The sequence below is a fragment of the Mycolicibacterium hippocampi genome, assembly GCF_010723735.1.
GTDB lineage: Bacteria > Actinomycetota > Actinomycetes > Mycobacteriales > Mycobacteriaceae > Mycobacterium > Mycobacterium hippocampi.
This window is the reverse complement of the sequence record NZ_BLLB01000002.1, coordinates 844986-865952: the sequence shown is the minus strand read 5'-3', so window position 1 is coordinate 865952 and position 20967 is coordinate 844986. Positions and strand designations below refer to the sequence as shown.

General features: G+C 67.6%; 19 protein-coding genes. 3 read left to right on the top strand and 16 right to left on the bottom strand.

Going from position 1 to position 20967, the window contains the following annotated elements; all coding sequences use genetic code 11:
- Entirely contained in the window at positions 1-1434 is a 1434-nt protein-coding gene (locus G6N53_RS05235; protein ID WP_163887545.1) for a mechanosensitive ion channel domain-containing protein, read from the top strand.
- Positions 1435-1483: 49 nt separating this feature from the next.
- Here G6N53_RS05235 and G6N53_RS05230 read toward each other — a convergent pair whose 3' ends face one another.
- The 15 genes from G6N53_RS05230 to G6N53_RS05160 all read right to left on the bottom strand — a co-directional run bounded on the left by G6N53_RS05230 (position 1484) and on the right by G6N53_RS05160 (position 17890).
- Positions 1484-2236, bottom strand: coding sequence for a hypothetical protein (locus tag G6N53_RS05230; protein WP_163887544.1), 753 nt, complete (start codon positions 2234-2236; stop codon positions 1484-1486).
- Between the two features lie 10 nt (positions 2237-2246).
- On the bottom strand, positions 2247-3773 hold the full coding sequence (gene eccD / locus G6N53_RS05225; protein ID WP_163887543.1) for a type VII secretion integral membrane protein EccD: 1527 nt from the start codon (positions 3771-3773) through the stop codon (positions 2247-2249).
- A complete protein-coding gene (locus tag G6N53_RS05220) occupies positions 3770-5146 on the bottom strand; it encodes a MinD/ParA family ATP-binding protein (RefSeq protein WP_163887542.1) in 1377 nt (458 codons plus the stop codon). Before G6N53_RS05220 ends, eccD begins: the two co-directional genes overlap by 4 nt.
- 96 nt (positions 5147-5242) lie before the next feature.
- A complete protein-coding gene (locus G6N53_RS05215) occupies positions 5243-5530 on the bottom strand; it encodes a WXG100 family type VII secretion target (protein ID WP_163887541.1) in 288 nt (95 codons plus the stop codon).
- Positions 5531-5560: 30 nt separating this feature from the next.
- On the bottom strand, positions 5561-5866 hold the full coding sequence (locus G6N53_RS05210; RefSeq protein WP_163887540.1) for a WXG100 family type VII secretion target: 306 nt from the start codon (positions 5864-5866) through the stop codon (positions 5561-5563).
- A gap of 85 nt (positions 5867-5951) precedes the next feature.
- Entirely contained in the window at positions 5952-7268 is a 1317-nt protein-coding gene (locus G6N53_RS05205) for a PPE family protein (protein WP_163887539.1), read from the bottom strand.
- A gap of 29 nt (positions 7269-7297) precedes the next feature.
- On the bottom strand, positions 7298-7594 hold the full coding sequence (locus G6N53_RS05200; protein ID WP_163887538.1) for a PE family protein: 297 nt from the start codon (positions 7592-7594) through the stop codon (positions 7298-7300).
- Positions 7595-7772: 178 nt separating this feature from the next.
- The gene (gene eccCb / locus G6N53_RS05195; protein ID WP_163887537.1) at positions 7773-9524 is read right to left on the bottom strand and encodes a type VII secretion protein EccCb; all 1752 of its coding nucleotides are present in this window, start codon (positions 9522-9524) and stop codon (positions 7773-7775) included.
- Positions 9521-11746, bottom strand: a complete 2226-nt coding sequence (gene eccCa / locus G6N53_RS05190; protein ID WP_163887536.1) for a type VII secretion protein EccCa — start codon at positions 11744-11746, stop codon at positions 9521-9523. Before eccCa ends, eccCb begins: the two co-directional genes overlap by 4 nt.
- Positions 11743-13233 (bottom strand): type VII secretion protein EccB, encoded by a 1491-nt coding sequence (gene eccB / locus G6N53_RS05185; RefSeq protein ID WP_163887535.1) that lies wholly within the window; start codon positions 13231-13233, stop codon positions 11743-11745. The genes eccCa and eccB overlap by 4 nt, the downstream gene beginning before the upstream one ends.
- A gap of 3 nt (positions 13234-13236) precedes the next feature.
- Entirely contained in the window at positions 13237-14958 is a 1722-nt protein-coding gene (eccA, locus tag G6N53_RS05180) for a type VII secretion AAA-ATPase EccA (protein ID WP_163887534.1), read from the bottom strand.
- Positions 14955-15458, bottom strand: a complete 504-nt coding sequence (locus G6N53_RS05175; protein WP_163887533.1) for a hypothetical protein — start codon at positions 15456-15458, stop codon at positions 14955-14957. Before G6N53_RS05175 ends, eccA begins: the two co-directional genes overlap by 4 nt.
- Positions 15459-15473: 15 nt before the next feature.
- Positions 15474-16343: an ESX secretion-associated protein EspG gene (locus G6N53_RS05170; protein WP_163887532.1), complete on the bottom strand. Its 870-nt coding sequence runs from the start codon at positions 16341-16343 to the stop codon at positions 15474-15476.
- A complete protein-coding gene (locus G6N53_RS05165) occupies positions 16340-16678 on the bottom strand; it encodes a type VII secretion target (protein WP_163887531.1) in 339 nt (112 codons plus the stop codon). The genes G6N53_RS05170 and G6N53_RS05165 overlap by 4 nt, the downstream gene beginning before the upstream one ends.
- 18 nt (positions 16679-16696) lie before the next feature.
- Positions 16697-17890 carry an EspA/EspE family type VII secretion system effector gene (locus G6N53_RS05160; protein WP_163887530.1) on the bottom strand — a complete coding sequence of 398 codons (1194 nt, stop codon included), beginning with the start codon at positions 17888-17890 and terminating at the stop codon, positions 16697-16699.
- 383 nt (positions 17891-18273) lie between these two features.
- Between G6N53_RS05160 and G6N53_RS05155 the strand changes: the two genes are divergently transcribed.
- Positions 18274-19422 carry a MinD/ParA family ATP-binding protein gene (locus tag G6N53_RS05155; protein ID WP_163887529.1) on the top strand — a complete coding sequence of 383 codons (1149 nt, stop codon included), beginning with the start codon at positions 18274-18276 and terminating at the stop codon, positions 19420-19422.
- A gap of 9 nt (positions 19423-19431) precedes the next feature.
- Here G6N53_RS05155 and G6N53_RS05150 read toward each other — a convergent pair whose 3' ends face one another.
- The gene (locus tag G6N53_RS05150; protein ID WP_163887528.1) at positions 19432-20172 is read right to left on the bottom strand and encodes a transcriptional regulator; all 741 of its coding nucleotides are present in this window, start codon (positions 20170-20172) and stop codon (positions 19432-19434) included.
- Between the two features lie 371 nt (positions 20173-20543).
- Between G6N53_RS05150 and G6N53_RS05145 the strand changes: the two genes are divergently transcribed.
- Positions 20544-20837, top strand: a complete 294-nt coding sequence (locus G6N53_RS05145; protein WP_163887527.1) for a WhiB family transcriptional regulator — start codon at positions 20544-20546, stop codon at positions 20835-20837.
- The last annotated feature ends 130 nt before the right edge of the window (positions 20838-20967 follow it).

The window sequence follows — 20967 nt, the reverse complement described above, 5'->3', positions numbered from 1 at the left end:
GTGGAGTATCTCGACCAGCCGTGGTTCTACTGGGCAGTGTCGGTCGCCGTCGGGCTGCCGATCGGGCTGATCGCACTGACCGAACTGCGCAGCGCGCTCGACCGTCGCGGGAGCGCATTGACCCGGCCAGTCGAGTTGCTGCGCAACTACATTCTGCCGCTGGCGGCGCTGCTGGTGCTGTTGACCGGTGCCAACCAGGTGTCGGTGCACACGACACCGGTCCGGATCGTGTCGACGACGCTTGGGTTCGTCGTGCTGGTGCTGTTGCTGTCCGGTCTCAACGCGACCCTTTTCGACAGTGCCCCGGAAGGAAGCTGGCGCCAGCGGTTGCCGACGATCTTCCTCGATGTCGCGCGTTTCGCGATGATCGCGATCGGCCTGGCGCTGATCCTGTCGGTGGTCTGGGGCGCCAATGTCGGGGGACTGTTCACCGCGCTGGGTGTCAGCTCCATCGTCTTGGGCCTCGCGCTGCAGAACTCTGTCGGCCAGATCGTCTCAGGCCTGCTGCTGTTGTTCGAGCAGCCCTTCCAGATCGGCGACTGGCTCGATACTCCCACCGCGCGTGGCCGTGTGGTCGAGGTGAACTGGCGCGCAACCCACCTCGAAACCGGCAGCGGCTTGCAGGTGATGCCGAACTCGGTGTTGGCCGGGGCTTCGTTCACCAACCTGAGTCGGCCGGGCGGGACACACGCCATCTCGGTGTCGACGGTGTTCGCCGCCACCGACTCGCCCGACGTGGTCTGCGCGACACTGTCACGCGTGGCCGCCCGCCTGCCGCAGCTTCGTGCCGACGAACGGCCGTCGACGATGCCGGCGGGTGCCACGGAGTACCGCACCAGCATCCCGTTGCGCTCCCCCGCCGATGACGGACCGGCGCGCGCCACCTTCCTGCGGTGGGCCTGGTACGCCGCCCGACGAGCCGGTCTTCACCTCGACCTGGCCAACGACGACTTCGCCACCTCAGACAGAACTCAGCAGCAGCTGCAGGAGATCGCGTCCACACTGCGCCTGACCGGCACCGAGCAGGAGCTCCTGCTGCCGAAGGTGCGTCTGACCCGTTACGGCGCCGGTGAGATCCTGCAGATGCAGGGCGAGCTGCCCACCCAGATGATGTTCGTGATGGGGGGGCGGGTGCAGCTCACCGTCAGCGACGAGACCGGCGGAGAACTGCCCGTGCGGACTCTGCACCACGGGGACTTCCTGGGTCAGAGCGCGCTGACCCGCGAAGCGGTGACCGCAAGCGCCGTCGCGCTGGAAGAGGTCACGGTGTTGCAGATCGACCGCGATGACATCGAAGAGCTGGCCATGCGTAAGCCCTTGCTGCTGAAGGACATCGGCAAGGCGATCGAGGAACGCCGCCGGCGGGTCCAGAACGTCCTGGCGGCAGCGTCGGGGCAGGCTTCTGCGGTGAACGCTACGACGCCGTCGGAATGACGATCTGGTGCATGGCTGCCCTAAGCGGTCGTCGGTCGACCCATACAGCTCACAGATCGATCCTGTCGTCCGGTTCGGCGGCGCGGTGACGTCCAGGACCCGATGACGCCGCAGCACCTTCGTGGTCCGTCGTGTCCGGTGCGCGTTCGGCGCCCGGGTCCGCCGCCGCCGCGCCGTCGCGCTCCGTGTCGCGCTCCCCGTCCGGAAACTCACCGCCCGCGCTGCTGGCCTCGGCCGCTGAATCTCCTTGCTCACCAAGTCCGGTCTGGCCACCGGAATCGCCCTGACCGAACTGGCCAGCGACCTGCTGGACCTGCTGGCCGACCTGCTGGGCTCCCTGCATGACACCTTGAGGCACCGCTGCCGCCGCGCCCATGGCCTGCATGGGCATCTGCGCCATCTGACCTGCCATCTGCATGGGCGTGCCCATCATCTGGCTCATCGAATCCGAGCCGGCGGCAGGCGCCGGATCGCCTGATGCGGTACCCGGCGCGCCCGGCAGATTCTGCATTTCCTGGCTGATCTGCCCGCCGAGTTGCTGATCGGTCGACGAGTACGCCTGTGCCGCGGCGACGACGTTGCTCGCGGTTTTCGTCGACTTCGCTTGCACCGCGGGCAATTGGGTCATCACCGGCCCCTCGACCTCGGGGATCTGCCCGATGATCGCAGCCGACAGCGGATCTGCGCCCACGGGCGCGAACGGCGGCGGAGCCGAGGGCAGTTGAGCCGCTGACGTCAACAGCTCACCGCCCGCCGTACCCAGTTGCTCCGGATCTACCGACAGAGGAGGTGGATTGCCCATGGCTGATCCCCTAGAACCGCAGGTTGCGTAGTAGGTCATACACCCCGGCGATCCACAGCAACATCGGGATGACCGCCGCGATCGCGGCTCCGTCGAGTAGCTCGAGAATCCGCTTGGTGACCGGCGAAACCCGCCGGACGCCCTCGGTGGCGCCGATCAAGACCACCGCTACCAACGCGACTGCGGTGTAAATGCCCAGCACCAGCCAGGCCCGCTCCGGGTACCACAGACACAGCCGAACCATCACGCCGGTCGGGATCGCCACGGCTGCCGCCATCAGCGCCCAGGCGCACCACCGATCGGCGTAGAGCCGGGAGCGGAAGCCGCACACAACCATCACCAGGCCCGCCACGATCATGCTGTGCTTGAAGAAGTGCCCTTGCACCACAACCGCTATCGCCCCGGCCGCGAGGATCAATGCACCTGCGGTGAGGAATCCGATCAGCAGTCGCTTGGCCAGCCGGCTGCGCTCGGTCAGGCGTGCGGCAGAGTCGGGCACCGAGGCGATGATCGCCTGCCAGGTCTCCGACTCCTCGGATGCGTCCGGCGTGGTCACCGGGTCCAGTAACTCGTCGTTGGACACCGTTTCGCCGGGCGCCGGGATCGGTGGCAGCGCGATCCGGGCCACGGCCACCGTGAGCTTGGCTGCGTTGGTGACGACGATCAGCCCGAACGCGATCGCCCCCGCCGGCACCCAATTGCTCCACCCGTACCCGAACGCCACCGCGGCGATCGTCACCGCGGTCGCGACCACCGCAAGGAACGCGGCCACCTCTGCTCGACGCCGTGGCCCACCCCGACTCGCCAGAACCATCAGCAGCAGCAGCGAACCCACCGCGGCGAGTTGCGGTGCCCCGAGCGATTCGACCCCGCGTGGTAGTGGCACCGCCAGCGCGACCGCACCACCCAGAGTGAGCAGCGAGGACACCAGCAGGCTCTCGGCCATGTCGAGGTTGCCGAACCTGCGCTGGGACAACACGCTGCCGCCCAGCAGTGCCAGACCCAGCACGCCCAGGACGACCGCCCACCACCACTCACGCCCCGTGGAAGCCCAAGACAGGATCGCCACGGTGGTGACGGCAGCTGCCGCCAACGGAAGCACCGACCCGACGAATCGGTACAGCGCCGTGCGATCGAACTCCGGAGTCTCGTCGAGCACCGCGATCGCATCGATGACGTCCTCGACCAGCGGCCGGTAGCGTTCGGTGCGACTGACCGGAACGATGGTGAGCAGCGAACCGTCGACCACGCCGGCTTCGTCGAGGGACTCGGTGAGTTTGATCGGCGGGGCACCCGGACGCGCGAACGACCAGGCCCCCTGCGCCTTGAAATCGAAGCCCGCCAACACGTCTGCCGGTGTGTCCGAGAGGATTTCGGCCAACACCGACACGGTCTCGTCGACGTAGGTCTCGATCGGCGCCGTCGAGGGCAGTACCAGATCGGTCATCCGCCGACCGGTCAGGATCGTGACCCGCGTGGTCGACGGCCGACCGGGGGTGACGGCGGTCGACGACGTGTGTGCGGCCGTCGCGGTCAACGCCGTTCGAGCCTGTCGAAGTCGTCGGAGAGCGCAGCCGCCAACTCGATGACCTTGCGCCCGAACTGCTTGCCCAGCAGATCCAACTGGATCTCGGTGCCCGCGGCGATGTGTTTGTCCCACGGCAGCACGATCACCCGACCCGGGGGTACGTGCCGCTCGAACTGCTGCACGAGATCCTCGACGTCGATGTTGGGCTTGCCCGGCGTGACGTGGTTGATGACGACGCAGGACCGACCCAGCAGGTCTTGATAACCGTTCTGCCGCAACCAGTCCATCGTGATCGCCGCCTGGCGGGCACCGTCGATCGAGGCGCTCGCCACGATCACCAGACCCGACACCGTCGAGAGCACGCCCCGAGCGCCGGGCTGGAAGAGTCCCGCGCCACAGTCGGCGAGCACCAGGTTGTAGTAACGCGACACGATCTCCGTCGCCGCCCGCCAGTCCTCGTCGTTGAATTCGCGCCGCGCCGCGCTGTACTCCTCCGAGGACAGCACTTCGAGGTTCGCGCCGTTCATGCTGGTGTACGCGCGAATGTCGTTGTAGCGGTGCAACTCTTTGTCGGTCAACAGGTCCGCGATGGTCGCCGCCGACTGCCGCCCGGCTCGGTCGGCCAGGTTGCCGCCGTCAGGATCGGCGTCTATCGCGAGAATCCGGTCTCCGCGCACCTTGCTGAGCGCCGACCCGAGCGCGACGGTCACCGCCGTCTTGCCCACTCCGCCTTTCAGACCGAAAACACCGATCTGATAGGAGTCCCTGGCGTTGCGCCGGATGCGGGCATGCAGGTCCATCTCGTACATCTCGTCCGGCGAGAGCCCGAGGTTGATGCGGCTCAGCAGGTAGATCCAGTGTCGCCACCCACGCTGTGAGGGCATCTTCACCGCGCTGCGGACCCCGACGTGGGACAGGGCGTCGATCGCACGGTGGTTGCCCATCGACGCCGCCGACGTCGGAGCGGGTTGCACAACGGGCCGGTGGGCGCCCTCACCGTCGGCGAAGTGCCGCGACGGCGCGGGTGCCGGCGCCGGGCGCGGTTCCGGAGCCGGCAACGGACGCTGCTGCTCGTGGCGTGCGCCCGACGACGAGGACTGCGGCGCGCGCATCATCCCGTTGTTCGGAATGCGCTGCGGGCCCGTTGTTTGCGTCGGCGGAATCTGGCTGGTGATCTCGGTCTGCCGCGGTGGAGGCGCGGCGGCAGCCTGTGTACGCGGAGCCGCGGCCGGCATCGCCGGAGGAGTCGCGTCGTTTCGGATCACCCCACCCTGTGGTGCCGCGACGTCCCGACCGGCTGGCGGAGTGTCGCTGTCCGCATCCTCATCGGCCGTTCGCACGGCGTCCGGGGAGTGGAACAGCCGGTCATAGTCGGCCGACATGTGTACCTCTCAGATATTTGGCAAGGAGGCCGCGGTGCACGTGGTGGGCGAGCCCGACATCTGTCGTGGACGCCCACCAACGTGCTCCCCGGCCGCTTATGTAAAGGTTCCGATCACGGCGTTCTCGGTGCCGCCCATGGTGGTACCGGCGTTGCTGACCGCTTGCGCCAGCTGCTGCAGCGCGAGATTGAGCTCTGTGGAGTTGGCGTCCCAGCGCTGCTGGACGGCCTGGTACGACATCGAGCCGTCGCCGACCCAGGCGCCCTGCAGGCGGGCAAGCGACCCCTGCCCCTCGTCGAGCAGCCCACTGGTACGGCCGACCGCCGCGTGGATCTCGCCGGCACCGGCCTCGATGGCGCCGAACTCGTAGTTGATCTGTCCCACTTGTGTTCTCCGTTTCCCTTTGAGTCCGGCCTAGAATTTCATCTGCGCCGCGAGATCATCTGCGTTCTGCGCGTCGGTGTTGAGGTACGAGGTACCGCTGGTGTGGATGTTCTGCGAGATGTCGGTGAGCAGACGGATCTGCTGACTCGACGCCTCATGGAAACGCAGCAGCGCTGCCTGCGCGGCCTGCCCGGCCCCCTCGCTGTGCAGGCTCTGCTGCAGACCCGCTGCGGTCGACTCGACCTGGGCGAGGACGGACTGAAGCTCGCCGGAGATCCGGTCGAAGTTCGCCGCCTCCGCCATTAACTGCGGAGTATCCGCATTCACCAATGCCATTGCTGACCTTCTCTCTCTTTACCTGTGCTCCCGCCGACTCGGCAGGCCCTCCCGACCCAGGCGGTCGGCAAGTTGCTGGGGACGATCACCAGTCGTCCTCTTCGTCCTCGCTGAGGTCGTGTTCCAGGGGCGCGGGCGCGTTGAGTCCGGCTTTGTTGCCGCCGCTCTTGCCGCGCTGACCCATCATTCCCATCGGTCCGCCCATCCCGCCGCCACTGCCGACGGGGGCCAGTCCTGCGGCGGCGGCACCCGCCGCCGCGCCGGCTCCCACGGCGACCGGACTCAGCGTGGGCCCGAGCTCCTTGCCCACGAGATTCGACATCAGGGGGGTGCGTGCCGCTGTGCCGCCGGCCCCAGGCAGCGACGCGGCCCGGACCATGCCCGCACCGGTTGCGGCACCGCTGCCGCCGATCGCGGGATGGTTCGAAAACGGGGTAGCGCCGAGCATTCCGACCTGCGCCCCTTTGTCGCCCATCATGCCGCCCATCTGACCGAACATCGACGACATCTGCTGCAGCGGCTGAGTGAGCTGCTGGAACGGCTGCGTAACCCCCTGCATCATCTGTTGGGGCAGCTGACCCAGCGTGGAACCGAGCTGCGAGGCCATCTGCATCCCCATCTGCATGCCCTGCTGGGGTGCCTGCTGCAAGGTCTGCGCCTGATCTGCGGGCGACCTACCCTGGTTGGCGGCCTGGTTGGCGACCTGCTCCATCCGGCCCGCCTTCTGGTTGGCCTCCTCGAACTTTCCGTAGCCGCTGACCTTGGCGAACGTCGCGTTGCGGACCGCGGCACCGGCCACCATCGGGGCGGCACCGGCCATGCCGACAGCCATGGCGGCTTCGGCGCCACCAGGGAGCACGATCGGCTTGGGGGGCGGCACCGGCTCGAATGTCGAGTTGAGCATCGTCTCGGCTTCGTACGCGGTCATCACCCCGGCGGCCTGATTCCACATCCGGACGTAGTCCGCCTCGTTGACCGCAATCGGCACCGTGTTGACACCCAGGAAGTTCGTGGCGTTGAGGACCGCATTCGTGACGTGGTTCAGTTCGATCTCCGGCAGCTGCGGCGTGGTCGTTGCCGCCGTCGACCAGGCCGTGGCCTGCGCGGAGGCCTGAACTGCGCGCTTGTGTGCCTGCAGCGACAGTGTCCTCAACCAGACAACCATCGGCATCGCCGCCGTGATCGCGCGCTCGCTGGCCATCCCCTGCCACATCTGAGCCAGCGACGCCAGGCTGGCCGCCAACTCGTCGGCCTGCGTCTCCAACGAGATCGCAAACGCTTCCCACCCCGCCGCGGCCTGCACCATCGGCGCGACTCCCGCTCCGGTCTGCAGGCGCGCTGTGTTGATCTCGGGAGGAAATGCTCCCCAGATGGGTGGGATGGGTATACCGAGGCCGGCCATGGCTCACTCGACTCGAATCAGCTCGTCGGTCAGGCCAGCGTTGCGCCGTTCTCGGCATCAACAGCCTGGTAGGTGGCTGCGATCTGGGTGACGGTCGCACCGGCCCGGGCCAACTCTTCTTGAGCCAGCGCGTTGATGCCCAGAGTCTGGATGCCTTCGGAGGCGAACATCAGCGCCGCGCTCGCGGACACCTCGTCGGCGCCGGCCGGTGCGAGTGCGGTGACCTGCGCCGTCGCGGCAGTGCCGGTGGCGAGACCCCGCGCGCCGTTCGCGGCGACCTGACCACCGACACCGGCAGCAGCGGCATTGTGGCTGAGTGGTTGCATTTGCTGACTCCTCACCAGTCTTGGACACAACGGTGTATTCAACTGTCGTTTACACGGCAGCAATCCCCTGTGAGAGAGCTCGAAGATCCCCCGACCCGATTGCTTTCGCGGGTCGCCCCACATTTGCTGGACGTTCCCGGAAACAATACTAACCGCCGACAGGGGGTGCTCTGCACACTTATTCTTCGGGTGGATCCACATACGCCGCTTGGATCACTTCCTTCCCATCGGGGGTGACAAAAAATGCCTGACCTGGGGGCCGTTTCTTGACCAGAATCTCCCGCGACGGGAAGTCCTGCTTCTCCCCGGAGAGAAACATCGTGGGCGTTCCGGCCCCGTACGCCGCTCCGACGAACTTGTCCATGGTGGCCCGGTGTGCCTGGCTCATCTGGCACGTGACGATGATGTGCAGACCGATGTCGGCGGCGGCGGGCAGCAGCGGCGACAGCGGTGCCATCGGCGACAGCATCCCTCCAGCCGCCACGATCATGTGCCAGTCGTCAACCAGCAGCACGATGTCCGGGCCCGTCCACCATGAACGCGCTCGCAGCTGCGACGGCGTCAGGTCTGCCGGCGGCAGCCGCTTGGTCAGATTGATCGCCAGGGCCTTGATCGACGCCTCGAGGGTGGTGTGGTTGCGGTTGATCGCTCCGGCGGCCAGCAGATGGGTGTCCGGGACCGCCTCCAGCAAGCCTGACCGGTAGTCGGCGACCATGAAGCGCACCTGATCGGGGTTGTTCCGAGCGCAGATCGCCCGCGCCACCGCGTGGGCGATGGTGGTCTTGCCGGATTTGGGTGCGCCGAAGATCAGGTGGTGCGGACTGCTGTGCATGTGGCTGTGCGCCACCGTGAGGTCCGACTCCCGCACACCCACCGGAATCGTCCAACGGGTCCGGTAGTCCGATTCCGGCCCCGGAGGCGCCGGGTCCAGTTGGTGCAGGTGGATCCGGTCGGGCAGGACGCGCACCCGAGGCGCCTCGTCGGTATGGCGCGCGGCGACCTCCTGCACAGCGGCCGACATGGCCGGCACCAGGCCGTCGGCGCTGTGCACACCGTCGAGCCGTGGCACCCCGATCATCAAGTGGTGCTTGTCGGTTGACACGGCACGCCCCGGCCGGTTCAGCGGGATCTCGCGGGTGATGCGGTCCACCTGCGTCTCATTCACATCTCCCAGCCGGAACTCCACCTTGGTGCCCAGATAGTCCCGGATGCGTGCCTTGAGCTCCGTCCACCTCGGCGTGGAGATCACGGTGTGCACACCGTAGGCCAGCCCCTGGCCGGCGATGTCCTGCACGACCGCTTCCAGATCGGTGAACTCCGCGGCGAAGGCCGGCCAGCCGTCGATCACCAGGAACACGTCGCCGAACGGATCCGCAGACGCCGGGTTGTTCGGGTCCTCGCGCATCTGCCGGTAATCGGCCATCGACCCCACACGGTACTGCTTGAACGTCTGCTCACGCTGCCGCAGAACGGCTTTCACCTCGGCGATCACCCGGTTGACGCGGTCGGGTTCGGCCCGGGTGGCAACGCCGCCGACATGGGGCAGATCCTCGATGTACATCAGGCCGCCGCCGCCCATGTCGACGCAGTAGAACTGCAGCTCACGCGGGGTATGAGACGCGGCAGCCGAGAGGATGAACGTCTGCAGGAAGGTCGACTTGCCCGTCTGCGGCGCACCACCGACGGCGATGTTGCCGGCCGCGGTCGCGACGTCGATGCCCCACACCTCCTGCCGGTGCCGCCGCGGCTCGTCCATGATCCCGAGCCCGATCCGCAGCGGTCTTCGGTCGTAGTCGCGGGCGACGAGTTCGTTGACCGGCGTGGGATCAGCCAAGGGGGGCAGCCACATTCGATACGCGTGGTTGTCTCCGGTGGTGAGCTGGTTGAGTACGACCTCGCGCAGCACCTTCTGCTCGGGTTCGATGCTCATTGGACCACCGTCGCGTCGAGGATCGGGGCGGCGGTGAAGCGGTGGATGCGAATGCTGTTGTCCACTGCCCGCGGCGCGGCGTCCCCATCGCCGGACGCCACCGTAACCGGCACATAGGGGTTCCCGGTGTACACGGTCTGGAACTTGACCGGATCCTCCATCCCCACTCGCAGGAACCCGACGCCACTCTCTTTATTCGAGATGTACTGCGCCTCCGGGGTCCCGATGACCGCCTTGGACTCTGCAGAACTGGTGGTGCGCAGCGCGATCCGGTAGGTCAGGTTGGGCTCCAGCTTGTCGATGCGGGTGCCGCCGGTGTTCAGCGACTGCGTGGCCAGCAGCAGGTGGACACGAAGCGACCGACCCACACGGCAGATCCGGTCGAACAGCCCGATGAAGTCGGGATGGTTCTGCAGCAACTCGGCGAACTCGTCCACGACGACGAACAACGTTGGCAGCGGCGGCAGGTCGGCTCCGCGCTCGCGATGTTTCTCGTATTCGGCGACGCCAGACAGCGCGCCGGCGGCACCTACCTGGATGCCGGCCTGGCGCAGGATCGATTGCCGGCGGTCCAGCTCACCGGTCAGCACCTCCCCCATCCGGCTGACGAGCTCGGCTTCCTCCTCCATGTTCGTCACCACCGCAGCGGTATGCGGGAGCTTCTCCATCCCCAGAAATGTCGACCCGCCCTTGAAGTCTGTCAGCAGGAGGTTCACCTGGTCGGGATGATGTGTAGCGGCCAGGGAGAGAATCAGCGTGCGGAGGAACTCCGACTTACCCGATCCGGTGGTGCCGATCAGCATGCCGTGCGGGCCGGCGCCGAACTCAGCGCCCTCCTTGATGTCGAGATGCATGATGTCGCCGGTCTTGAGTTCGTGCCCGAACGGGATCCGCAACCGGTCACGGTCGGTGTCGGTGAACATCCGCCAGCGCGCGGGCGTCACCTCCTCGACGGACTGTGCCCCGACGATCTCGTGCCACTCGGTGGCGACCTTCTTCTGTACGCGGGTGCTCTTGTCGATGATGGTGCCGGTGATCGACCATCCGGCGAGTTTGCGCGCCACCCGCTCGGCCTGGCCCGGTGTCATCCGGTCCACTTGACTGGCCACCAGACGGAACGTCTGATTCGGCAGCCGGTCGTCGGCGGTGCCGTCAGCGTCGACCCGAACCCGGTAAGAGGACCGGTGGTTGCCCAACGTGAGCACGGTGACCCCAGCTCGGCCGTCGGCGGGGAAGCCGGCACGGCCACCGGTGAGGTCGACGACGACGACGTACGGGCCGCTGGGCGTGGCGTCGGCGGTGTGCGGGCCTCGGGCAGCCAGATCGCTGAGCCCGTCAGGCCGGGTGAACACCATCCGGGTGGAGCCCGCCGCGTCGGCGTCGGACTGGTGCTGGACGTGCGGCAGCCACTTCAGCCACGCCCAATCGGGTTCCTCGGGATTGTCGGTGAGCACCCGGATCTGTAGTAGGTCCGGCGGATGGAACACTGCCAGGTGGCAGATCATCGCTCGCAGGAGTTCAGCCGCCCCGTCGGCGTCACCGCCGACCGCGATGGTCGGAAATGTGCGCAACTGCACCAGTTTCGGGCAGTCGTGAATCAAGCCGTGAGTTCGCAGGAACTTCGTCACCCACATGTGGCTGACGGGCTCGAGGTGCGCCTGGGGAGCACCCGCAGGTCCGGCGAGGTCACCGCCCACCGCCGGCTTCAGCAACCGGTCGACCGCGGGCTCGGATCCGATGCCGATTCTGGTCGCAGCGTAGAAGTCCGCGTTGGCGGCACGTGACCACTGTCGGTGGGTGCCGATGATCGACAGCAGGTCGTCCGGGTGCGGTGCGTGGTAGTTGAAGAAGGTCACCTGCGCTGCGGCCGAGGAGGTCACCCGGGTGCGCAGTCCCGCGAGGTAACGCAAGTACTCTTTGCGGTCGGCGTTGATCTCGGGCACCTTCTTGCCCCCGCTGCCACCGCTGGCCACCAACCCCACGGCGGCCATCACCATCATCAGGGGCATCATCAGCATGTACGGCGAAAGTTGTCGCACACCACTGAAGATCATGATCGCGATCATGCCGAGCATGCACCCGCCGAGCACCCAGGGCAGCGCCTTCTGCATACCCGAGGGCGGGATGTCGATGCCGAGGTCCTCAGGCGGGGTGACGTTGATCTCGCCCGGGGTCAGCCGCGGCCCCCGTTTGATGATCGGGGTGAACTTGCGAGTCGTCATCCGCCGCCTCCACTGCTCACACCCGCGGGAGCGGCCGCACCATCGGCACCGACCTTGCGGGGGTTCGGATTCGAGGGCAGCGTGTCGTGTTCGACGAGCGCCGCCTCCTTCGACAACACCGGGCCATCCACCAGTAGGCTGACCACCTGCCAGGGAGCGGTACGTGGCGCGCTCAACCCCAGCTTCGAGGCGACGTCCTCATCCGGGAGCCCGTAGCGCACCCCCTGCGGGTCGATGTAGTACAGGCTCTCACCGTAGCGAGGGTCGGGTGACTGCAGCCGGATGTACTGTCCGCCTTCGATGTGCACCGTGGCGTCGCCGGTGATCTGTCGGATTCCGGTGCTCAGGGCTTCTGCCGGTAACGGCAACCGGCGACCCGCGATCACCGTAGTTCTGGGTGCCTGGTCACCGGGCTCACGTTGCCAGGACCAGCACAACGTCGGGATGTCCTCCCGCAGAAGGACGTCCATTGGGCTGTCCGGCAACGGCGAGTTGTACACCTGCTCGACGATCCGAGCGACCGCGCTCGGTTCCATCGACGGCGGCGAGATCAGCCCGTAGGAGTTGGTGGCTCGCAGCGCGGCTGCGGTGGTGTCGTTGACCTTGGCCACACCGCCGGCCAACACCACGTAGTTCTGTTCGTCGGCCAGCTCGCCGGAATCGGTGACGGTCTTGAACACCGATCCGATCACCAGTTCCGGCGGCAGGCCCACCGTGTTCGGCGCACCCGCACCGGGGATGTCGGGCAGTCGCCACGGGCCCGCGTCGGGCAGCGCGTTGAACACCCCTTCCGAGATCGGCGTCGAGCGCGCCGTGACGGGGATCCCGACCGCGGAGGTGACAGCCCGGTCGGACAGGTCGATGGCGTGCCGTCCGGCCTCGGTGACCAGCCAGTCCTGGTTCTCATAGGAGATCAGCATGCCCTGTTCGGGGCGCAGTGGCCCGACGGACGAGTCCAGAGCCAGCGGCATGATCAGTACCGCGGTATCGACGGTCGGCGCAACACTTTCCGGCTTGATGACGGTGTCGCACAATGTCCACTGCGACTCGGGCGCCGAGGACACCGGGGTGGCATACGGTGCGCCCGGGATGCCGAGCGGCTGCCCCTTCGGCATCCTGTCGAGTTCCTCGGACTTGACCGCCACCGGGGTGTTGTTGTTGCCGAGAACCAACCGCGCGGAGGTCAGGTTGTACACAGGCCGCAGCTGCCCGCTGTCCGGCAGCACCACGTACAGCTGGTTGGTGGTGCGGTCGACCAGAAGGCTGTCACCGCCCCGCTTTCCGAGTGGTTTGAAGTAGGCGAGCAACGCTGCGCCCAGGCAGATCAGGACCGCGATGACTATGCCCGCGGTCACCGCGCGGCTGTAGAACTGCAGCGGATCGTCGAACATCCGGGTGTCGCGACGCACGATCGCGTGCTCGACGCGGCGAAGCAGGAAACGCCAGCCGCTGACCTGGACCTTGGTGGTGAGCCGGAATCCCGCCATCAGCTACCCGCTCGGATTCAGTCGGCCGTGCACCGACGCGATCGCTGCAGCCATGTCCTCACCGCTGATCTCGCTGAGCTGTTCGGTGGCAAGGGATTCGATGTCCAGCGACCGGGCCAGCCGCATGTCGCGGGTCTGCTCGCCGGCTTCCACGAGCTGACGTGCGTAACGTCCATTTCCCGCGACGTCGAGTGCCGGCTTGCCGCTCACGGTGCTCTGGGACAACAGCGTCGCCGCGTCCAGCACTTGTTTGGCCGCCTCGTCGCTGAGGGTTGAATCGCCGCCGGCGGCAATCACTTTCGCGATGTCGACGATCTCTTCCGGTGAGTAGGAGTCGAACTCGATGCGGGTGGAGAAGCGCGAGCGCAGGCCGTCGTTGGTTTCCAGCAACCGGTCGATGTCGTTGCCGTAGCCGGCGATGATCACCACGAGCCGGTCGCGGTCATTCTCCATCCGGGCCAGTAGCGTATCGAGAGCCTCGGTGCCGAACGGATCTGCACGGCCGTCGCGTTCCTGCACCAGGGTGTAGGCCTCGTCGATGAAAAGCACACCTCCCATCGCCCGATCGATGGTGCGTGCGGTCTTGACCGCCGACTGTCCTTCGTACTCGGCAACGAAGTCCTTGCGGGATGTCTCGACGAGTTTCGGTTCGGCGATCACACCCAGACCGGTGAGGATGTTGGCGACGACGCGTGCGATGGTCGTCTTGCCGGTTCCCGGTGGGCCGGTGAAGATCATGTGTTTGGATGCCTGAGCGACCTTCATCCCGCGGGCCGCTCGTACCTTGGCCATCTGGGTGGCTGCGCGGTAACCTTCGATCTGGTCCTTCACCCGCGTCAGGCCGATCTGGCGGTCCAGTTCCGACTGCGCTTGCGCCAGCAGTCTCTCCCGGCCGGAGTTGTCCGCGACCACGCTGGCGGGATCCCACGCGTCGCGGCGGGCGGCGATCTTCTCGGCGGTGGTGGTCTCCAGTCGGTACGTCGGATCCTGGAGCGCTGCCGCGACTTTCGGTGAGGGATGGGTTGCCTGCAGCCACTCCAGCAGGGCGACCGCGGCCTCCTCGTTGCCCTGACCTCGGCGGGTCATCGCCAGGTACCAGGCGATTGCGGGAGCACACGCCTCACCTGCGGGTGACGAATTCGACTCCATCAGGCGCCGTTCGGCCTCGGTGAACAGGCCGAGATTGGCCGCGGCCACCCCGTGCGCGACCCCGGCCGCGGCGGCCAGGAACTTGTCCGGCCACGAACCGGCGCCCCGCACCTCCTCGATCACATCGGTCCAGCGCTGCGCCGCACCGTAGATCACGGCCTTCACCCAGGACACCAGGTGCTCGGCGTCCGCGGACGGGATTGCTTCGAGAGCCTCCATCGCGTCGGCGTAGTTGCCCTCGGCGGCTTCGGTGACCGCGAATCCCATGGTGATGGCCAGCGGAGAGTTCACCGGATAGGTGATGTCCCCGTACTGCCCGCCGATCGGGATGCGGGCGCCCAGGCTGTTCATCGAGATCTCGGCGGCCCCGGCGAGCTGCCCGAAGTTGGTCCGCGAGTACCACGCCCGAAACATCGTCACCCGGTCGGTGTCGCCGCAGCGGATGCGGCCCACCCATGCGTCACAGGCGGATTCGTCGGCAATGGTGATGTCGGTGAACATGTCCAGCGACCGGGCCGGGGAGGTGGGCAGCATGCCCACCGCGGTGCCGAAGACACTTGCCAGATGTTCGGTCATTCCTCACCTGCATAGCGGGTTGTGAACAGTTCGGCCCTTGCGGCCTGAGCCTGTTCAGGGGTGGGCAGATCGAGATCGCGATTCAGAAAGTCTCGGGTGGCGACGTTGTCGTGTCCGTGTGCTCGCATGCCGTCCAGCATGAAGGTGTACTGGGCGGACCTGGCGTCTCGGGTTGCCAAGTCGGCGACGACCACGATCTCGTCGGCGAGGACGGCCTCGGCCAGCGTGGCCGCCTTGGGCGACAGCTCGATCTGCTGCACCCGCCCGTCCAGGTAGGTCGTCACTGTCACCGTGCCGGGAGGGTTGGTGACCGTGAATGTGTGCATCGCCCCGTCGTCGTGTGCAGTGGCGTCGACCGCACTGGCCGAGGAGTAGCCGCCGAGGATCGCCCCCAGGTCTGTCTCCCCCGCGCCGTCGCCGACGACGCCGAAGTCCAGCGCCGCCAGATCGTCGTGATTCGCCTCCTCGGAAGGGGAATCACCGGGCGGGGGTACGGCCACCGTGTATCGCCTCTCTCAGTCCGGCAACGATGCGTCGGTCTCACCTGCGTCGGCCCCGACGTGGCGGTCGAACCAGGTTCCGGAGGGAAGGAACTCCATGAGGCCGTCGAGGGCGCGCTGCAGGTTCTCCGGCGTCCCGGGCAGGAAGCTGCCGTACAGCTCCCCGCTGACCCGACGCGGAATCGAGACGATTCTGCCGTGCGCCGAATCGAGAACTCCGGCCCCCACCCCCGCCTGCGAGTACGTCCCCCCCGGGTGGCGCTCGTTGGCGGTGATCTCCACCCAGCTGTCCGGATTCGTGGTCGCGTCGGCGTAGATCCGGGCCGACGACGGTGGCAGGCCGTACTGTCCGAGTTCATCCGCGGTCCGGGCTTCTGCCAACTTCGCCGCGATACCGGTCAGCGGTTCGACCTCCGCCGGTGTTGCATCGCCGATGACCACGTTCACCATGGGCGCCAGGCCGACCTGCGGAGCCACCCGCTGCAACACCAGCATGTCCTCATCGCGCGCGGCGACGACATGACGTTCCCCCTTGCGACACACCACGAAGCGCACCATTTTGCCACCCACGTCGCGGCGCCACCAACGGCAGTCCAGGGTTCGATCGGGCCGACTCAGGGCGTCGACCATCGCAGCGACCTCCGGATGTGGGTCGCCGAACGCGGTGAGAATCCCCTGCGCGGTCAAGTCCCGGGTCACCTGGTCCCACACCAGGACCCGCTGGTCTTCATAGGGGATGTTCGGCCGGATGCCCAGAGACAGCGGGAAGTCCACGAGGTGGAGACGATCGGCGATGACCAACAGGCCGTCGATGGTCACTTCCACCCCGACCACATCGTCGTAGTGGGTGGGCTCACCGTCTCCGAAGAACGCGCCGGCCGTCATGGCGACAGCCGCAGCGCGCCGCGCCGAGTCAGTTCGTCCAGCCGGCGCCCCGAGTCGAAATCGGTTGTCTCATAACCATCGGCAGCGGCCGTCAAGGTGTCGCCGAGGGAGCGCGATCGGTCGGCGGCGCTGTTCGCGGCATCATGTCTCGCCTGCTGGATCGCCTCGACGGCGCGCGCAGTGGACGACGCGATGGTGCCGTGTGATGTGCGGATCCCGCTGTCCACACCGGACACCGAGTCGCCGGCGTGGCTGAATTCGACCGCCGCCTGGCCGTGTCTGCCGGCCAGGGTCCGGAGGTGGTCGGTGGTGACCTTCACTGACGCACGGGACATATGGGGGACTCCTGCTCTCTATTGCGGCGGTCTCGTCGGCGCCGGCGGTGCGGGCGGCGGCCCGGATTCCACCTCGTCCCGCGGCAGCGGCGGTGAACCCGGGGGTTCGGCAACGCCGGTGGACGCAGCGCCGCCGGCGCCGACGTCGCTGTCTGCGCTGTCGACGTCCCGGTCGGAACCATCGTCGGCCGGGTCGTCGGCGGGCGTCCGTGCGACGACCTCATCGCCGACGGATCCACCGGTGTCGGCGCCCCCTGCCGAGGTCAGCGCGGACAACGACTGGCCCGCAGCCCCGGCGACCCCGGTCATCACGGCTGCCATCGGGGCGACCATCGATCCGATCATGCCGCCGACGAGCCCGAAGGCCGAGGACATACCCGACATCGCATCGGTCGGCATCGCCGATGTGGGCGCCGGTGGCACGGGCCTGTCGGCCGGCAACGGTGCCGCGCCGCCGGTGACGTGAGTCGGCGGGAGTTCAGGTGTCACCTCGGCGATCCGCAGCGGCTCCGCGACCGGTAGGGACTGCTCAGCGGCGGAGTCAACCGGCTCGGACGCCGGCGGCTCGTCGGACGCCGGCCGTCCGGGTACGTCGTCGGGTTTGACCGGGGCTCCTTTCCTCTCCGTCAGCGCCGAGTATTCACCGGCGAGTCGCTGCAGGTGTGCGGCGTTGTCGCCGACCTCCAGCGAGAGCTGATCGAGTTCCGCGCTGCTGACGCTCAGGGCGGATTTCACCGCCGACAACTCGAATACCGCCTTCATCGCCTCGCCCACGCCGGGAATGCGGGCGATCGACGAGGTGGCGTAGCTCAGGCCACCCAGGTATTCGGACTGGTCGTCCAGCCGGGCGCGGTGATAGGCCACCTGGTCGGCCTCCCGTGCGATGACGGTCTGCACGTCGCGGTCCAGCACTGCCATCGACATCGCGTGGTCGGACTGTCGACGGTTTGCGGCCGCATAGGCCTCGGCGCCCGCACCCTGCCATTCTCCGCCCGGGTAGGCCGCGCTCACCGTCTCGGCGGCACCGGAGAATCGCACCGCACCGTGCCTGAATGACTCGCCGAATTCGGGGGTGCCCGAGCCGGTGGTCCCGCGCATCTCGGCGATCAGCATCCGTCCCGCATCCAGGACCGACGACCCGAGCGGGGCGCGACCGTCAACGACATCGCTGACAACTTTGCCGACGTCCTCGGCACCGTCGAACAGACCCATCCGTGCACACCCCTTCCCATCGGGAGCGTACCAGCGGGTTGACCCCCTCCCGTGCACAATTTCGGTCACGTACGGCCACCCTGATTGCCGACACTCAATGCAATACAGCAATAGCTACAATGCTCTGGAACTGCAGATTATGGGCTTCGGCAAACATAGATGGGGGTTACCGACATGGGTCGCGGCCCGAGCCGACCGCCAGCAGGCGTCGAGTTGAGCTACCGTCGGCCACCGTTGAACGCCCCCGGCGACAGGCACTGTCCGGACCCTGCAGTCTCCTGCAGATAGTTTGCTCGGTATGTCGGGCGGCTAGCCTTGCGGATGCTGAGTCGAAGGTGACGACGACGCAGCGCCCGCGACGGACCACACGGAGGAGACACGTTGTGACGAACCGCGATGACGCACTGCGGCAAGACCGGGGATGGCCGGGGCACGAGCCGGCGTTGCACGGTGCCGAAGGCCCGAACCAGCTGCGCCCGGCGCCCGGGCCGCAACCCGCTCGTCCTTCCCCGCCTCCGCCGCCACCCGGCATCAACCCGCAGCATCGCGGCGGCCCGTGGCCCGGCCAACCCGACCCGGGTCCAGGGTCCTACGCCGACCGGATCCGCGCCGAGGAATTGGTTCCCGCCCGTAAGCCCGTCCCCGGACGAGGTTGGCGGCTGGGCGTGTACAAGGCCACGTTCGGTCTGGTCAACCTCGGGCCGTCCCCCGAGGAACGCCGGCTCGCCGAGCTCGAAGCCACGATCCGGGGGCCGATACGCGGCCATTTCAAGATCGGTGTGATGGGCAAGGGAGGCGCCGGCAAGACGACGGTGTCGGCCGTCATCGGATCGGTGCTCGCGGAGTTGCGGCAGGATGATCGGGTGGTCGCCGTCGACGCCGACACCGCGTTCGGCAAGCTTGGCAGCCGCGTCGACCCGAAAGCTCAGGGGTCGTTCTGGGAGCTGGCCGGCGATCAACACCTGGAGACGTTCGCCGATGTGCGCAGCAGGGTCGGACACAACGCCGCCGGGTTGTTCGTGCTCGCGGGCGAGGCGACACCGGCGCGGCGCCGGGTGCTCGACCCGGCCATCTACCGCGAGGCGACCGCTCGCCTCGATCGTCACTTCACGATCTCCGTCGTCGACTGCAGCTCGACGATGGACACCCCCGTCACCCAGGAGGTGCTGCGCGACCTCGATGCGCTGGTCGTGGTGTCCACACCGTGGGTGGACGGCGCCGCGGCGGCCGGGCAGACGCTGGACTGGCTGGCCAACCGCGGCCTGACCGGCCTGCTGCAACGCACCATCGTGGTCCTCAACGACTCCGACGGTCACGCCGACAAACGCACCAAGACGATTCTCGCGCAGCAGTTCTCGAACCACGGTCAGCTGGTGTTCGAGGTTCCGTTCGACGGGCAGCTGCGCCCGGGCGGCGTCATCGACGGAACCCGCGAGATGTCGCGACCCACCCGCCGTCGGTTCCTCGAGATCTGTGCCGCCTTGGCGTCACACTTTCCGACGCGGGACGGCCGGTCGCGCGCCCAGCCCTGATCGCGGCGCTCAGGCGATCTGCCCGACCAGTTCTTCGATGGCTCCGACTTCGGCCGCCGAGATCGGCTCCTCGGCTTCAGCCTGCTGGATCGCCTGCTCGGAAACCCCTGCGGCCTGGGCGGTTTCGAGCACCGTCAGGTTCGCGGCGCGGCGTGCGGCGTAGAGCCGCTGCCCGAGCGTGGCGTGTGGCGCACCTGCGGCCCGGACCATCAGATCGTCGTAGAGGCTGCGGACCGTGCCCAGCGCCTTGATCAGCGCGGGCGTCACCCTCCCGATCCGGGCCGCACGTGCAGCGACTGCCTCGAGTTGACGCAGATCCGACAAGATGCCGGTCACCCGGGGCGTGAACGCAGGGTCGTGGGTGGGCGGCAGCGAGGTGACGGTCGAGTGGAACGTGCTGACCGCCGTGATGACCGCCTGCGCGATCAGCGACACCTCGTCTACGCCGGCCGCGACAGGGGGCGCGGGGACAGGATCCGGGGACCGCAGGGTCTCACCCTTGCGCAGCCTCGTGATGGTGCCGGGCGGCCACCGCAGGACCTCTTCCAGCTTTGCTCGGGTCCGCTCCCTCGGCCAGCTGCGGCCCTTCTCGAACGCGATCAGCGCGCCGGCGTTGATGATGCCGTCGGCGGCGAGGCTGCGCTGGCTGATGTCGAGCTCACGCCTGCGGGCAGCTGCGGCCGCCCCCGCCCTGGCCATCCCGGGGTCCAATGCGTCGGCCGATTCGTCGATCGACTCCGCCTTGGTCATCTACCGGGATTCCTCGTGCTGGGTTTGTCGGATCGGCGCGGACATCGTACCGATCAGCCATGCCGCCGCTACGGCTCGGCCCGATGGTCCGCGATGGTTCCGTGTCAAAGCTACACCTTTACACCCTCTCCAACCGCGTCAACGCTACACATTTCGGCAAAGTCTTCGCCGCAGGGCGGCTGGGCGGCGACACCGCGTATTCGCAGTTAGAGCTCGCTTTCAATGTGAAACTTCGCGGGCTGGACCACTCCCGCGCGGGACGATCCGCTTCGGTTCCGTTGCACTAACCGTTGCATCGCTACGGTTTGTCGGTTACCTTTTGCAGCGTCGCGGCGAACGGGCCGCCCCAGCACACAGAGGAGCGACAGAAGATGAACGTGATGCCGTGGGACGAGACGCCGGTCGGCGCGTGCACCCAGGAACCCGAGCGGTGGACGACGACCGCCGACGACGAGGCGAAGGCAATCTGCCGGGCGTGCCCTAGGCGGTGGATGTGCGCACGGGAAGCCTGCGAACTTCCCCGGGCGGAAGGCCTCTGGGCCGGCATCTACGTCCCCGAGGCCGGCCGCGGACGGACGTTTGCTCTGCGGCAGCTCCAGTCGCTGGCCGAACGCAACGGCTTTCCCGTCCGTGAACGTCGCGTCTACTACGCGGAAAGCGCCTGACATGCGAATGCCCGCCGCCGCTCTCGGGGGGTCGGCGGCGGGCCTCGGAATACTGCCGGGACGGGTGCCGTTCTATGTCTCGACGGTGCCGGGCATGCCCCGGGCCCCAACTACCGAGTCGCTACGAGCG

Coding starts and splice junctions, on each gene's coding strand:
- G6N53_RS05220 (WP_163887542.1), bottom strand. CDS start 5,146: ATGTCGGCCGACTATGACCGGCTGTTCCACTCCCCGGACGCCGTGCGA.
- G6N53_RS05230 (WP_163887544.1), bottom strand. CDS start 2,236: ATGGGCAATCCACCTCCTCTGTCGGTAGATCCGGAGCAACTGGGTACG.
- G6N53_RS05200 (WP_163887538.1), bottom strand. CDS start 7,594: ATGCAACCACTCAGCCACAATGCCGCTGCTGCCGGTGTCGGTGGTCAG.
- G6N53_RS05165 (WP_163887531.1), bottom strand. CDS start 16,678: ATGTCCCGTGCGTCAGTGAAGGTCACCACCGACCACCTCCGGACCCTG.
- eccCb (WP_163887537.1), bottom strand. CDS start 9,524: ATGAGCATCGAACCCGAGCAGAAGGTGCTGCGCGAGGTCGTACTCAAC.
- eccA (WP_163887534.1), bottom strand. CDS start 14,958: ATGACCGAACATCTGGCAAGTGTCTTCGGCACCGCGGTGGGCATGCTG.
- G6N53_RS05150 (WP_163887528.1), bottom strand. CDS start 20,172: ATGACCAAGGCGGAGTCGATCGACGAATCGGCCGACGCATTGGACCCC.
- G6N53_RS05145 (WP_163887527.1), top strand. CDS start 20,544: ATGAACGTGATGCCGTGGGACGAGACGCCGGTCGGCGCGTGCACCCAG.
- G6N53_RS05205 (WP_163887539.1), bottom strand. CDS start 7,268: ATGGCCGGCCTCGGTATACCCATCCCACCCATCTGGGGAGCATTTCCT.
- eccB (WP_163887535.1), bottom strand. CDS start 13,233: ATGGCGGGATTCCGGCTCACCACCAAGGTCCAGGTCAGCGGCTGGCGT.
- G6N53_RS05170 (WP_163887532.1), bottom strand. CDS start 16,343: ATGACGGCCGGCGCGTTCTTCGGAGACGGTGAGCCCACCCACTACGAC.
- G6N53_RS05210 (WP_163887540.1), bottom strand. CDS start 5,866: ATGGCATTGGTGAATGCGGATACTCCGCAGTTAATGGCGGAGGCGGCG.
- eccCa (WP_163887536.1), bottom strand. CDS start 11,746: ATGACGACTCGCAAGTTCACCCCGATCATCAAACGGGGGCCGCGGCTG.
- G6N53_RS05160 (WP_163887530.1), bottom strand. CDS start 17,890: ATGGGTCTGTTCGACGGTGCCGAGGACGTCGGCAAAGTTGTCAGCGAT.